The sequence below is a fragment of the Microbulbifer marinus genome (assembly GCF_900107725.1).
In the GTDB taxonomy this organism is placed as follows: Bacteria; Pseudomonadota; Gammaproteobacteria; order Pseudomonadales; family Cellvibrionaceae; genus Microbulbifer; species Microbulbifer marinus.
The window spans coordinates 1,844,379-1,857,302 of the sequence record NZ_FNQO01000001.1; the positions used below are offsets into that span (position 1 = coordinate 1,844,379).

At 57.6% G+C, this 12,924-nt stretch carries 10 protein-coding genes, 1 other RNA gene and 1 pseudogene; 8 read left to right on the forward strand and 4 right to left on the reverse strand.

What is annotated here, in order from left to right; genetic code table 11:
- Positions 1 to 94 precede the first annotated feature (94 nt).
- Complete coding sequence (locus BLW36_RS07905; RefSeq protein WP_091386780.1) at positions 95 to 688, forward strand: lysophospholipid acyltransferase family protein; 594 nt, start codon at positions 95 to 97, stop codon at positions 686 to 688.
- Between the two features lie 78 nt (positions 689 to 766).
- Here the strand turns inward: BLW36_RS07905 and fur are convergent, their stop codons facing one another.
- Complete coding sequence (gene fur, locus BLW36_RS07910; protein WP_091386782.1) at positions 767 to 1,177, reverse strand: ferric iron uptake transcriptional regulator; 411 nt, start codon at positions 1,175 to 1,177, stop codon at positions 767 to 769.
- A 312-nt stretch (positions 1,178 to 1,489) separates the two neighbouring features.
- Between fur and BLW36_RS07915 the strand changes: the two genes are divergently transcribed.
- Complete coding sequence (locus BLW36_RS07915) at positions 1,490 to 1,834, forward strand: outer membrane protein assembly factor BamE (RefSeq protein ID WP_091386784.1); 345 nt, start codon at positions 1,490 to 1,492, stop codon at positions 1,832 to 1,834.
- Here BLW36_RS07915 and BLW36_RS07920 read toward each other — a convergent pair.
- A complete protein-coding gene (locus tag BLW36_RS07920) occupies positions 1,831 to 2,169 on the reverse strand; it encodes an RnfH family protein (RefSeq protein WP_091386786.1) in 339 nt (112 codons plus the stop codon). The genes BLW36_RS07915 and BLW36_RS07920 overlap by 4 nt on opposite strands.
- The gene (locus BLW36_RS07925; protein ID WP_091386788.1) at positions 2,166 to 2,606 is read right to left on the reverse strand and encodes a type II toxin-antitoxin system RatA family toxin; all 441 of its coding nucleotides are present in this window, start codon (positions 2,604 to 2,606) and stop codon (positions 2,166 to 2,168) included. Before BLW36_RS07925 ends, BLW36_RS07920 begins: the two co-directional genes overlap by 4 nt.
- Before the next feature lie 193 nt (positions 2,607 to 2,799).
- Here BLW36_RS07925 and BLW36_RS07930 point away from each other — a divergent pair, with 193 nt between their 5' ends.
- The 6 genes from BLW36_RS07930 to rnr all read left to right on the forward strand — a co-directional run bounded on the left by BLW36_RS07930 (position 2,800) and on the right by rnr (position 9,823).
- The gene (locus tag BLW36_RS07930; RefSeq protein ID WP_091386790.1) at positions 2,800 to 4,218 is read left to right on the forward strand and encodes a sodium-dependent transporter; all 1,419 of its coding nucleotides are present in this window, start codon (positions 2,800 to 2,802) and stop codon (positions 4,216 to 4,218) included.
- A gap of 20 nt (positions 4,219 to 4,238) precedes the next feature.
- A complete protein-coding gene (gene smpB / locus BLW36_RS07935) occupies positions 4,239 to 4,718 on the forward strand; it encodes an SsrA-binding protein SmpB (RefSeq protein ID WP_091386792.1) in 480 nt (159 codons plus the stop codon).
- A gap of 87 nt (positions 4,719 to 4,805) precedes the next feature.
- Positions 4,806 to 6,152: a sodium-dependent transporter gene (locus BLW36_RS07940; protein WP_091386794.1), complete on the forward strand. Its 1,347-nt coding sequence runs from the start codon at positions 4,806 to 4,808 to the stop codon at positions 6,150 to 6,152.
- Positions 6,153 to 6,244: 92 nt separating this feature from the next.
- Positions 6,245 to 6,633, forward strand: a transfer-messenger RNA (tmRNA) gene (ssrA, locus tag BLW36_RS07945).
- A gap of 432 nt (positions 6,634 to 7,065) precedes the next feature.
- Positions 7,066 to 7,275: a cold-shock protein gene (locus BLW36_RS07950; RefSeq protein ID WP_091386795.1), complete on the forward strand. Its 210-nt coding sequence runs from the start codon at positions 7,066 to 7,068 to the stop codon at positions 7,273 to 7,275.
- Between the two features lie 274 nt (positions 7,276 to 7,549).
- Entirely contained in the window at positions 7,550 to 9,823 is a 2,274-nt protein-coding gene (gene rnr, locus BLW36_RS07955) for a ribonuclease R (protein ID WP_091386798.1), read from the forward strand.
- A 178-nt stretch (positions 9,824 to 10,001) separates the two neighbouring features.
- On the opposite strand, the pseudogene BLW36_RS17335 reads toward rnr, so the two are convergent.
- Positions 10,002 to 12,924: pseudogene (locus tag BLW36_RS17335) on the reverse strand (hypothetical protein); the annotation flags it as partial.

The following is a 12,924-nucleotide window of genomic DNA, read 5'->3' on the forward strand; positions in this document are numbered from 1 at the left end:
TGTGGGGAATGGATGCGAATAGGCCGAAAATGACCGGGTACTGCAGTGAAAGTCACTCTATACTGCAGCGCTTTTGGTTACTTTGGCCCTATTCATGCAAAGAACGATTTTCAACACCCCGATTGTGACACCACTGCTGCGCCAGATCGCCAAGCTGCTGCTGAAGCTGCACGGCTGGCGCGTGGTTAGCGACCAGCAGGCACTGGAACTGAAAAAGTACGTGTTACTGGGGGCGCCCCATACCAGCAACTGGGACGGCTACTACTTCATCCTCACCGCGCTGAAACTCAAGCTGACGCCGCAGTGGATGGGCAAGGACAAACTGTTCAAATTCCCCCTCGGCGCCACCATGCGCTGGTTCGGCGGTATCGCCGTGGATCGCAGCAAGGCCAACAATCTGGTGGAGGCCACCGTCGATCAATTCAATGCCAGCGAGGAGCTGATTATCGCGGTGCCACCGGAGGGTACGCGCAGTACCGCGGAGCGCTGGAAGACTGGCTTCTATCACATCGCCCGCGGCGCGCAGGTACCAGTGGTGTGCGGTTTCATCAACTTTCCGAAAAAGGAAGTGGGCCTGGGCCCGGTGCTGGAGATGGGTGAGAACCTGGCCGCGGAACTGGCCAGGTTCCGGGATTTCTATGCGGACAAGATTGGCAAATTCCCCGAGCGCTATACGCCGCCGGCCTGATCCGCTGACAATTTCTTCTGAAACGCCGAGCGCCTGCTCGGTGGCGGGCCGCCGGCCCGCCGCCCTTCCCGCGGGCGCTTACTTCCCTTTTTCCTTCACATAGAGCACGAGGCTGTGGCCGGTCAGCTCAAAGCCGTGCTCCTCGGCGATCTGCTGCTGCAGCTTTTCGATTTCCTCGTTGTGGAATTCGATCACCCGGCCGGTATCGGTGCACACCATATGATCGTGATGGTCGCCGCGGTCCAGCTCAAACACCGAGTGGCCGCCATCGAAATTGTGGCGCATCACCAGGCCCGCGCTCTCGAACTGGGTCAGGACCCGGTACACGGTCGCCAGACCGACATCCTCTCCCGCTTCCAGCAGCATCTTGTAGACATCTTCGGCACTGAGATGCTGCTCGCTGGCATTTTCCAGCAGCTGTAGGATTTTGACTCGGGGCAAAGTGACTTTCAGTCCGGCCTTGCGCAGTTCCTGATTTTCGTTAGGCATGTATAAGTTTTTCCCGGCAGGATTCTCTTGGTTATCGAACGATTCGACCTCTCGCCACAGGGGCTTTAGCCCCGATCAGGCACATTCTGCGTATCTGTCAGCGAGCGAACACTTCGGGTATTATCCCATGCCCAACGGAGTCAGCGGAACCCCGGGCTGTTGCGGGTCACCCTTGCGGCGGCCCGATTGCCGGGTTACGGGAACTTTCCCGGCCGGCGAGCGCCTATTCTGGTTAACCGTCTATGATCAGTCGGCTATCGGCGCGAGCCCGCTCGAATAACCGCTGTCCGACAACGCATAATGGAGCAATGAATGCCGTCTAGTCTGAGAATTCTCGCCATTGCGGGCCTGTGCGCGCTGCTTGGCGCCTGCAGTCTGTTCAAGTTTCCCGGCGTGCACCGCATCGAAGTGCAGCAGGGCAACATCATCACCCAGGAAATGGTCGACCAGTTGAAACCGGGCATGACCCGTCGCCAGGTGCGCTTCGTGCTGGGCACACCGCTGCTGGAGGACACCTTCAATCCGAACCGCTGGGATTACGTCAATCGCGTGCGCGATCCGAAGGGCGACGTCAGCCAGAAGCGCTTTAGCGTTTACTTCAATGGCGATATTTTGATCGCCACCAGCGGCGACTGGCAGCCGGCCGGCTGGCCCTAATCGGCCTTCTGCCGCTCTGCGAGCCGCTTGGCCTTCTCCGCGCGCTGCTTGCGCGCCTCTTTCGGGTCGGCAATCAGCGGCCGGTAGACTTCCACCCGGTCTCCCGGCTGCAGCACATACTGGTCCGCCGGTGGTAACCCCTTGGTCCCAAGGGCCTGTCCGAATATCCCCAGCTTTGCGGTAGTCGGGTCCACTTCCGGATACTCCTCCGGAATGCCCGATCGCACCAGCGCCTCCAGCGCGGTGGTGCCCGGCTGCACCAGCAAACGCATCAGCCGCTGCTCGTGCGGCAGCGCGTAGACCACCTCCACTGCGATTGTCTTGATATCTGTCATGACGATTTTCCGTAAATTTCCTCGGCGCGCGCGCACATGGCGCCGACCATCTGATTGGCGAGATCGCTGAACAGCTTGCCGACCGCAGCGGCTATCAGGCGGTTCTTCAGGCTGAACGACAGCGAAAAGCGCACCTTGCAGGCGTCCACCGCCAGCGGCACGAAATCCCAGTGACCGGTAAATTCCTTGAACGGGCCGTCGACCAGAGTCAGTGTCATATGCAGCGGACGCTCGAGTTGATTGCGGGTAATGAAGCTCTGGTGGATACCGGCCCGCGACAGTTCCAGGCGCGCCTCGAGGACGTGCTCGTCGCTGTACAAAACTTCGGCATCGCGGCATCCGGGTAAAAACTCCGGATAACTGGCCACGTCATTAACCAGGTCAAACATCTGTTCCGCACTGTGCATCACCAGCGCGCTGCGCTCTATTTCAGTCATTGTTGCTGTCAAATCCAGTACTGCGAGCTAAATTGCCTATCATGGGCCTGCTGCGGGCAATTTTGCCAGTCGGCGCTACTCAAGCAAGGCAATTCCTGTAACAATCGCGGTTTTAACTGGCCGGTCGCACTTCGTCCGGGCAGGAATAACTCTAACGACAAGAACGTCCGACAAAAATAATAGCGAGAATACTATGTCCGCAGTGAGAGAGCATTTTGGATCGCGGCTGGGCTTTATCCTGGCCGCTGCGGGTTCCGCCGTGGGGATCGGCAACCTGGTGGCATTCCCGGTAGCCGCCACCAAAAGCGGGGGCGGTGCCTTCCTGCTGGTTTACGCACTCTTTGTGTTCTTCATTTGCTTACCGGTCATGATGGCGGAGCTGGCCCTCGGTCGCCACTCCGACAAGGACCCGGTGGGTGCTTACCGCGAGGTTTCCGGCGGCTCCACATTCTGGCGTATACCCGGCTGGCTGGCCCTGATCACGCCGTTCATGATCGCAGTCTTCTACCTGGTGGTCACTGTCTGGGTACTCGGCTACCTGGTGGAAACCCTGCGCGGCAACCTCGACCTGCTCGCTACCGAAGCCCACTTTGGTCAGTTCATCAACTCACCGGTGGTGTTCTTCTACCTGGTGATACTGATGTTGGCGATCAACGGCATTCTCTCCCTGGGCGTCAAGGATGGCATTGAACGCGCGGCCAAAACCCTGATGCCGATGCTGTTCGTGATGCTGCTGGGCCTAGTGGCCTTCGTGCTCACCCGTGAAAACGCTATTCTCGGGATCAAGTACTATCTGGTACCGGACTTCTCCAAGCTGGATGCGCGAGTCGTGAACAATGCCATGGCGCAGGCGTTTTTCTCCCTGTCGCTGGGCATGGGCATCATGATCACTTACGGCTCCTACATGAAAAAGCAGGATTCGATCCCCGGCTCGGCGCGGGCGGTAGCCATTACCGATACCCTGGTCGCCTTCACCGCCGGCCTGCTGATACTGCCCAGCGTTTTCCATTTCAACCCGGACATAGACACGGCCACTCTCAGTGACTCCTCGGCGGGCATGATCTTCCTGTTTCTGCCGAAGATCTTCCTGGCTCTGCAGGATGGCGTCGGCTATTTCGGCGCCAGCGCGGTCGCGGCGATCTTCTTCTTCCTGGTCCTGGTAGCCGCAATTACTTCCCTGGTGTCCATCATCGAAGTACCGCTCGCCACCCTGCGCGACGAGCGCGGCATGGGGCGCAAGAAGGCGATTTACACCGTAGGCGCAATCCAGTTTGTCCTGGCCATCGCCTGCGCCATGTCTTTCGGCATGGCTGACTGGCTGACAACTTTCGCTCCGATTGCCGGCAAGGATGTCTCCTTCTTTGATCTGGTGGAGCTGATCTTTTATTCTACGATCCTGCCGCTGAACGGCCTGCTGGTATGTCTGTTTGTCATATACAAGTGGAAGCGGGCCAATTATGACCGCGAGCTGCAGCAGGGCGACCCTAGCTTCGCCGGCTCTCTCTCACAGAAGTATGTGAACTTCTCCCTGGGAACCTTTATCCCCCTGATCCTGTTAGTCGTCTTCATCATTACGGTGGCAGACAAGTACTTCGGGTACAGCTTCTTTTAAATCAGGCACCAGTTGTATTTATGGCCAAAAAGAAAACCGCCCAGTCTTCCAGCACCATTGCCCTGAACAAAAAGGCCCGGCACGACTACTTCATCGAAGAGAAGTTCGAGGCGGGCCTGGAGTTGCAGGGCTGGGAAGTGAAGAGCTGTCGTGAGGGCAAGGCACAGCTCACCGACAGCTACGTCATTTTCAAGAATGGCGAAGCCTGGCTGCTGGGCGCCCGCATACAGCCCCTGCCCAGCGCCTCGACCCACTTCGTCACCGAGCCCGATCGCACGCGCCGCCTGTTGCTGAACAAACGCGAGCTGGCCAAGTTGATCGCCGCTGTGGAGCAGAAGGGACACACTGTCGTGGCCACGGCCCTCTACTGGAAAAAGCACCTGATCAAGTGCGAGATAGCACTGGCCAAGGGCAAGGCCAAGCATGACAAGCGCGAGACCGAAAAAGAGCGCGACTGGAGCCGCGAGAAACAGCGCCTGATGCGCAGCGAACATAAATAATAGTTGCAGCGTGACGCACGCAACCTAAGCGACAGCCCAGGTCGCTGATCGAAAAAAGCACACAGAAGAATAAAGAAGAGATTTACTATGAGTGCACCACGAGGACAATTCAGCTCCAATATCGGCTTCCTGATGGCCGCGGCAGGTTCCGCCGTCGGCCTCGGCAACATCTGGGGTTTCCCGACCAAGGCCGCCAGCAACGGCGGCGCCGCCTTTGTCGTCGTCTACCTGATACTGGCCTTTTTGCTCGCCTACCCGGCACTGATGGCGGAACTCACCATCGGTCGCCACGCGCGCCGCAACATGGTGCAGGCACTGCGCGGCATTTCCACCGGCCCGATTACCCGCTTCTTCGGCAGCCTGGCCGGCTTCGGCGGCATCCTGGTGGCCTCACTGATTCTGAGCTTCTATGCCATCGTGGCCGGCTGGATGGTCGCGCATCTGGTGGAACCTTTCGCCGGCCTGTTCGGCGCCAGTGGCGCGGTCGAGTGGCTTACCGGCAACAGCGTTGGACGCAACCTCACCTTTACCGCCATTTTCAGCGGTATGACCATGCTGATCATCGCCGCCGGGGTGGAAAAGGGCATCGAGCGCTGGTCCACGCTGTTGATGCCGTCGCTGATCATTCTGTTGCTGCTGCTGATTGTCTATGTGCTGACACAACCCGGCGCCATGACCGGCCTCGAGGTTTACCTGATGCCAGACTTCAGTCACCTCTCGCCCAAACTGCTGATCGCCGCCATGGGCCAGGCTTTCTTCTCCCTGTCGCTCGGCGTCGGCACCATGCTGATCTACGGCTCCTACCTGAGCCAGCAGGAAAGCCTGCCGCGCCTGGGCGCCCTGGTCACCCTGATCGACGTGGGTATCGCCTTTACCGCCGGCCTGCTGATTCTGCCGGCCATGTATGTGGCACAGGAAGCGGGCACACAGATCTTCTCCGCCGGCGGCGAGCTGATTGCGGGTCCGGATTTGATTCTGCAGGTGCTGCCGGCCCTATTTGACACCATGGGCACCGCCGGCCTGTTCGTGGCCATCGCCTTCTTTGCCCTGATGGTGATCGCCTCGCTGACCTCCTCCATCTCCATGCTGGAAGTCCCGGTCGCGTTTTCGATCGAAAATCTGGGCGTCCCGCGCAGACTGGCGACGCCGCTAGTCGGTCTGGTCATTTTTGCGATCAGCAGCGCAATCATCGTCAACTTTGACTCGCTGTTCGGACTGGTGGTCAGTATCAGCACCGAATACGGCCAGCCGCTGCTGGGTGTCGCCCTGTGTATCTTCGCTGGCTGGATCTGGCGCCGCGACCAGTTGCTGGCGGAGCTGCAGAAGGGACATCCGGGTATCGAAAACTCGCTGTTCTGGAAAATCTGGCCCTGGTATGTGCGCATTGTCTGCCCGCTGCTGATACTGACGGCCTTTGCCCAGTCAGTCATCTAAGTCAGTGACCGGGAAGTCCCGCAAACTCACGGGCACGTATTGTTCGGCGGCGTTTTCAGGTATAATTAACTCACACGAATGAGTTTCGCATCGGGGATGACTTGGATTCGACGCCGGTAACGAAACCATGGGTGCATGCCGTGATGGCAGCCAATCACGTAAATCCAAAGCTGCAATTTATTAGTTGCCAACGACGACAACTACGGTGCCCAACTCGCTGCGTAAGCAGCCTGTGAAGCACTAACTAAGGGTTCGCCCTTAGCGGCCTTCAGTAAGGTTCCAGTACCGCGCTGCAGGCTGTCATACAGAACTGGATCGTCCTGAAGCGTGCCTGACGTGGATGGCTTAAAACTTATTCAGGCTCGCTCTTTACGTCCTGCCCGCTGGGCTGTAGAGAGTTAAATCAATAGGCGGAACTAAGCATGTAGAGCCTCTGGCAGAGTGCTGACGGACGCGGGTTCGACTCCCGCCATCTCCACCAATCAATAAAAAAGCCCACCCCTAACAGCGTGGGCTTTTTTATTGATCCGCGAAGCGGGAGTGGTTCGCTAAAGCGCCCGGGTTCGATCAACGCGCACAGCGCGTTAAGACGGCCGAAGGGCCGCCCCGAAGGGGTGAGGCGCAAAGCGCCGAATCACTCCCGCCATACGAGCTTCCAGCACCTCCGACCACGCCCAGGGGTACCAGCCAGTCCAAGTCCAATGAGAGACATGCCGATACAGGTCCTGCGAGAAATACTTTGACTTAGCTCGCAGGGGGCTCTACAGTGCCTCTAGTCAAAAGTAAGCCTCTTGTTTAAATCCTCAGTTTCGTCGTATCCGCTGTTCTTCGTCCTGTAGCATCTAAATTCCAGACTTTTTTTGCTATTCATGCCTCATGAAGGCATATCTTTATTTGTTTACAGGAAAATATCATGTCCAAGACAACGACCGGCACTGTTAAGTGGTTTAACGAATCCAAAGGCTTTGGCTTTATTGAACAGAAGTCTGGCCCTGACGTGTTCGCACACTTCAGCGAAATTGTAAGCTCGGGATTCAAAACCCTCGCCGAAGGCCAGGCCGTTGAGTTCTCTGTAACTCAAGGCCCTAAAGGCCCGCAAGCTGAAAGCATAGTTTGCGTCTGAGCCAACAGGACCGCATAGAGAGCTGACCATATATGGGTCCGCTGCTGAGTGGCCTCAGATGCCACACCGGTTGAGACGCTACCTCTAGGTACCTCAACCTGAAAGACGGGCATTCAGACTGGTAACAGCTTGAATGCCCAACTGCCATAACCCCTCAACTTCGTTGAGCAATCTCCGCCTGCATACCTTGCCGAGTAACACCTGATCTGTCCTGACACATCACTCCAGTTTTTACCAAGCGCAATCTTATTGGCGGTTTTCCCGAGAGGAAATCATGAGCAAATCCCCAATAGCTGCGTTTAACTCGCTGGACGCCAAAAAATACAGCAACCCTATTCCCGCGCGCGAGTTCATTATGAGCTTGCTCGAAAAAAATAAGAAAACACTGGATCGGGAGCAGCTGGCGAAAGCGCTGCAACTCTCCTGTGATGAACAGAAAGAAGCATTGCGTCGCCGTTTGCGTGCAATGGAGCGCGACGGACAAATACTCTTCGATCACAGCAAAGGCTACAGCCTGGTGAAACCCGAAGATCTAGTGAGCGGCCGTGTGATCGGTCACCCGGACGGTTTCGGCTTCCTAAACAGTGATGCATCCGAAGAAGACCTGTTTTTATCCGACAACGAAATGCTGACTGTCTTTGACGGTGACCGCGTTCAGGCCCGCATCAGCGGTATCGATCGCCGCGGCCGCAAAATGGGCGTTATTGTCAATGTAGTTGAACGCAACACCACTCACCTGGTGGGCCGCGTACAGTTCGAAGACGATCATTATTTTCTCAAACCGGAAAACAGTCGTATCGCCCACGAGATTGACCTTGATCGCGACCACTTGATGGGCGCACGGCCAGGTCAGTATGTGTTCGTCAAGCTCATAGAATTCCCCAGCCGTCGCTACAATGCCTTCGGGCGCGTAACCGAGTTGCTTGGGGATTCGATGGGACCCGGCATGGAGATCGATGTCGCAATCCGCGGTCACGGTATTCCGCACAGCTGGCCACAGGATGCCGTCCAGTCAGCAAAGCGACTGGGCAGTACCGTACCCGAGGCCGACAAACTACACCGCGCCGATTTGCGAGAACTGCCGTTTGTGACCATCGACGGTGAAGATGCCAAGGACTTCGACGATGCGGTGTATTGTGAAAAGGCTGCTTCCGGCGGCTGGCGCCTGTTCGTGGCCATTGCAGATGTTTCCCACTATGTCGCACCTGCAAGCGCGCTGGATGTGGAAGCGCAGAATCGCGCTACTTCCGTGTACTTCCCCGATCGCGTGGTGCCGATGCTGCCGGAGTCGCTGTCTAACGGGTTGTGCTCGCTCAATCCACAGGTAGACCGGCTGGTAATGGTCTGCGAGATGAGCATCAGCAAGTCCGGCAAAATGACCGACTATACCTTCTCCGAAGGGGTAATCCACTCGCATGCCAGGCTTACCTACAACCAGGTAAACGCGTTCATTACCGCACCGGAATCGCGCGTGGGGCGTGAGACCGCTCGCCGACTCGGCACTACCGCCCCGCACATCCACGCGCTGCACCAGCTGTATGCCGCGTTGAAAGCAGCCCGCACAAAGCGTGGGGCAATGGATTTTGAAAAGCCGGAAGTACAGTTCGAATTTACCGACGACCGCAAGATCGAACGGATCGTCCCGGTCAACCGCAACGATGCGCACAAGATGATCGAAGAGTTCATGCTGAGCGCCAACGTGGCGACCGCAGACTTCCTCAAACGCCAGAAGATACCAACTCTGTATCGCGTGCATGAAGGCCCGCGCGATAAGAAACTGACCATCCTGCGCGCCTTCCTGAATGCCAAGGGGCTTAAGCTGGCCGGTGGCGACAAGCCCTCGCCCGCGCACTACGACCAGCTACTGCGCAGTATTGAGCAGCGACCGGACGCGCAGACGATCCGTACCATGATGCTGCGATCACTCAGTCAGGCGGAGTACAGCCCGGATAACCAAGGACACTTTGGCCTGGCTTATTCCGCGTATGCGCACTTCACCTCGCCCATTCGCCGGTACCCGGACTTGCTGGTGCACAGAGCGATCCGTTCGGTGATCCGTCGGGAAAAGCAGCAGAACCCGCTTCGTCGTGCGCTTAAATTCGTCTTGGGTGGAGGCGACGCACCGGTGCAGCGTTTCGAAAACGCAAAAACCCTCGCACCCGCTAAAAGTTACCCCTATGACAATTCGGCGATGCAGGCTCTCGCGGTACATTGCTCTAACGCTTCGCGCCGCGCTGACAAGGCGAGCTGGGATGTCGAGGCCTGGCTGAAGTGCGAGTACATGCAGGACTTTATCGGCGATACCTTTCACGGGGTAGTGAGTAGCGTCACGCACTTTGGGCTGTTTATCGAGATCAGTGAGACACAGGTTGAAGGCCTGGTGCATATATCTGCACTGAAAAAGGACTACTACAACTTTGATGCGTCCGCGCAGCGTCTTATCGGCGAGCGGGGCAACAGCAGCTTTGCTATCGGCGATGAGATCAAGGTGCGTGTTGCAGCCGTCGATATGGAGCGACGGAAAATCGAATTTACGCTGGCCCATTAGAATTCAAGTAGAAACATCGAAAACTCCCGCCATCCCACCAAATTAAGAAGGCCCGCTACCGAAAGGTAGCGGGCCTTCTTAATTTGGCAGAGTGACAACAGTGGAACATAAAGCGCCGCGTTCGATCAGCGCGACCAACGTAACGAGTAAGCCTCAGGGCACCTCAACAGGGCCTCCTCTACTGAAATACCCAATACCCCACCTGCTCAGTGGTGTGCGAGCGCTCAGCCTGTGATATCTGGTCCTCATCCACAGACAGAGTGATCGCAGTAGCAGTAGTAGAATCCCGCAGTACGGCCCAGCTGCCGTCTACGCCATCCATCGCCGCCTGGGTCAAGATGGTCGTGGCGGGACTGGCAAGGCCGTTCAAGGCGTAATTGTATTTGCCGTTATCAAATCCCTTCACGGAATCGTCGCCGAGCCCGACGACATAGTCCCTGCCATTTACACTGCCGCTTCCCGACTCGATGACAATGTAGCCTAGGGTTTCCTGCACCCGGGTGTGCAACGAATCTTCGCCCACATGCTTGCCTATTCGGATGTCGGCAGTGCTGGCAACTTGGTCCCGTGACGCCCCGCGACTCCAAAACACGGACCAGTTACTGTCATTCGCGCTCATCACCTGACCAAACACCACTGGTGAGGTATATGTATTTAGCAGCGATACAGATTCGGCACTCCAGCTTTTCTTGTGATCGGTGATGGTGGACTGGTAGAGAGCCGCCTCCATTGTTATACCATGTTGCGTCTGGTTGTAAGTACCGGCTTCGACGACCATATAGTGCACCGGCAGGCTGACGGGATCGCTGGCGCCGTCCACCCGCTGCAGCATGATATCGAACCGGTTAGCGGAAGCATTGCGGATACGCACCACCACCGGCGGCGTATCGAATCCGTACAGCGGCGTGGTGACGACAACTGGCTGCTGGTATGAATGCCCCAGGGTCACCGTCATCCAGGTATCGGTGGTTACCGACGGCAGTACTTCGGTATGCAAAAACGGATTGCCGGGATCCAGCACATTGGTGGGATCTGTACCGCGAATGAATTCCTCGTGATTGGTTAGCTCATCTCCATCCAGGTCACCCTGCGCATCCGCGGCATTCAACGGATCCAAGCCGTACTGCTGCTCCCAGGTATCGGGCATTTCGTCATTGTCATCGTCGGGGTCGGCGTTGTTACCGGTGCCGTCGTTATCAGTATCCAGGGATTCGTTACCGTCCAGAGGAAATGCGTCAGTGCCGTCAATTACGCCATCGCCGTCGCTGTCGGCATCAAGCGGGCTGGTGCCGACTGCAGCTTCCGCTCCGGTATCCAGTCCGTCGTTATCCGGATCGGAATTCTGAGCGCCATTATCGAGAACAGGGTCGAATCCGTACGTTACTTCAAAGCCATCCGGCAGCTGATCGCCATCGGTATCCGGATTGTCCGCATAAGTGCCCGCCTGAAATTCCTGCAGATTGCTCAGGCCGTCGCCATCAGCATCTCCGTCGGCATCCGCGGCCTGTGGATCGAGTCCATATAGGGATTCCCAGTAATCCGGCATGCTATCGCCATCGGAATCCCGCAGCTCATCCACCAGCGGATTACTTCCGGCGGCAAATTCGTAACGATTGCTGATGCCGTCGCCATCCGGGTCATCATTGCCATCCAGCGCGGAGTAATAATCAAAACCGTAGCTGGACTCCCAGCTGTCCGGCATAGAGTCCCGATCGCTGTCCAGGAAATAGAGAGAATTCAGCGGGTAGCGATCCATTCTGTCATCGGCGTAATCCCCATCTGAGTCATCGTTGCGAGGATCCGTACCCAATGCAAATTCACGCAACGGCGTCAGCCCGTCCGAATCCCCAAAATACGAATCACTGGCGTCCCTGGCATCGAACTGGTTCAGCCCGTTTGCCAACTCCCACTCATTTGGCAGCCCGTCGCCATCCGCATCCAAACGATAGCGACTATCTGCCGGTGCAAAATCGTCACCGTCGACAATGCCGTCACCATCGGAATCCATGACCGCGGGATCCGAGCCCGCAAGAAACTCCTGCAAATTTGTCAGGCCATCGCCGTCAAAGTCCTCTCGCGCATCCAGGGGATCAGTATCACTCAGAAAACCGCTGACCATCTCGTAGCTGTCCGGCAGGCCGTCGCTGTCCTTATCCTTGTAATAGCGACCGTCAGTGGGCCAGACATCCAGACCATCCAGTACTGCATCGCCATCCGTATCGGCAATAGCCGGGCGACTGCCCGCATCATATTCCTGCAGGTTCGCCAGCCCGTCACCATCCAGGTCCCAAACGGCATCCGAAGGATCGAATGCGTTCAGCCCATGGGATTCCTCCCAGGCATTGGGCATGCCATCAAAATCATCGTCTCGCGCCCGACTGGGATCCACCGGCCACTTGTCTTCACTGTCTCGTACGCCGTCGAAGTCACTGTCTTCGTTGTGCGGGTCGGTGCCCAGGGCAAATTCACGATAGTTGCGCGCGCCGTCGTAATCCGGGTCTTCACCGCCATCGCGGGTGTTGTTGTCGTCGAAGCCGTGCTCCATCTCCCACGTTTCGGGCATGCCGTCGCGGTCGCGGTCGAAGCGGTAGAGCATGTTCAGCGGGTAGTGGTCTTCGCCGTCGGAGATGCCATCCCTGTCGCTGTCAGGATCCTGCGGGTCGGTGCCGCGCTGGTATTCCTGCAGGTTGCTCAGGCCGTCATTGTCGAAGTCGAAGCCGGCATCCAGCGGGTCGCTGTCATACAGGCCGTGGGTCTGCTCCCATTCGTCCGGCAGGCCGTCCTGATCCTGGTCGCGGCTGTAGGCGGCATCGGTGGCCACCGGGTCTTCACCGTCCAAGGTGCCATCGCCGTCGCTGTCCGGATTTTCCGGGTTGGTGCCGGCGGTAAATTCCTGCAGGTTGCTCAGGCCATCGCCGTCGAGATCTTCCGCGGCATCTTCGGGATAGCCGTCATTCAGGAACGGATACTGGTTTTCATAGGCTTCCGGCAGACCGTCTCTGTCGGCGTCGATTCTGTAGGCGGCATCGAGCGGTGCGACATCATCACCATCGGGCACACCGTCCAGGTCGCTGTCGTGGAAGTCGGGGCGGGTGCCGGCC

What these genes read in the sequence shown, in the direction of transcription:
- BLW36_RS07930 (WP_091386790.1), top strand. Translation starts at nt 2,800, where the DNA reads ATGTCCGCAGTGAGAGAGCATTTTGGATCGCGGCTGGGCTTTATCCTG.
- fur (WP_091386782.1), bottom strand. Translation starts at nt 1,177, where the DNA reads ATGCCTAACGAAAATCAGGAACTGCGCAAGGCCGGACTGAAAGTCACT.
- BLW36_RS07920 (WP_091386786.1), bottom strand. Translation starts at nt 2,169, where the DNA reads ATGACAGATATCAAGACAATCGCAGTGGAGGTGGTCTACGCGCTGCCG.
- BLW36_RS07915 (WP_091386784.1), top strand. Translation starts at nt 1,490, where the DNA reads ATGCCGTCTAGTCTGAGAATTCTCGCCATTGCGGGCCTGTGCGCGCTG.
- BLW36_RS07940 (WP_091386794.1), top strand. Translation starts at nt 4,806, where the DNA reads ATGAGTGCACCACGAGGACAATTCAGCTCCAATATCGGCTTCCTGATG.
- BLW36_RS07905 (WP_091386780.1), top strand. Translation starts at nt 95, where the DNA reads ATGCAAAGAACGATTTTCAACACCCCGATTGTGACACCACTGCTGCGC.
- BLW36_RS07950 (WP_091386795.1), top strand. Translation starts at nt 7,066, where the DNA reads ATGTCCAAGACAACGACCGGCACTGTTAAGTGGTTTAACGAATCCAAA.
- smpB (WP_091386792.1), top strand. Translation starts at nt 4,239, where the DNA reads ATGGCCAAAAAGAAAACCGCCCAGTCTTCCAGCACCATTGCCCTGAAC.
- BLW36_RS07925 (WP_091386788.1), bottom strand. Translation starts at nt 2,606, where the DNA reads ATGACTGAAATAGAGCGCAGCGCGCTGGTGATGCACAGTGCGGAACAG.
- rnr (WP_091386798.1), top strand. Translation starts at nt 7,550, where the DNA reads ATGAGCAAATCCCCAATAGCTGCGTTTAACTCGCTGGACGCCAAAAAA.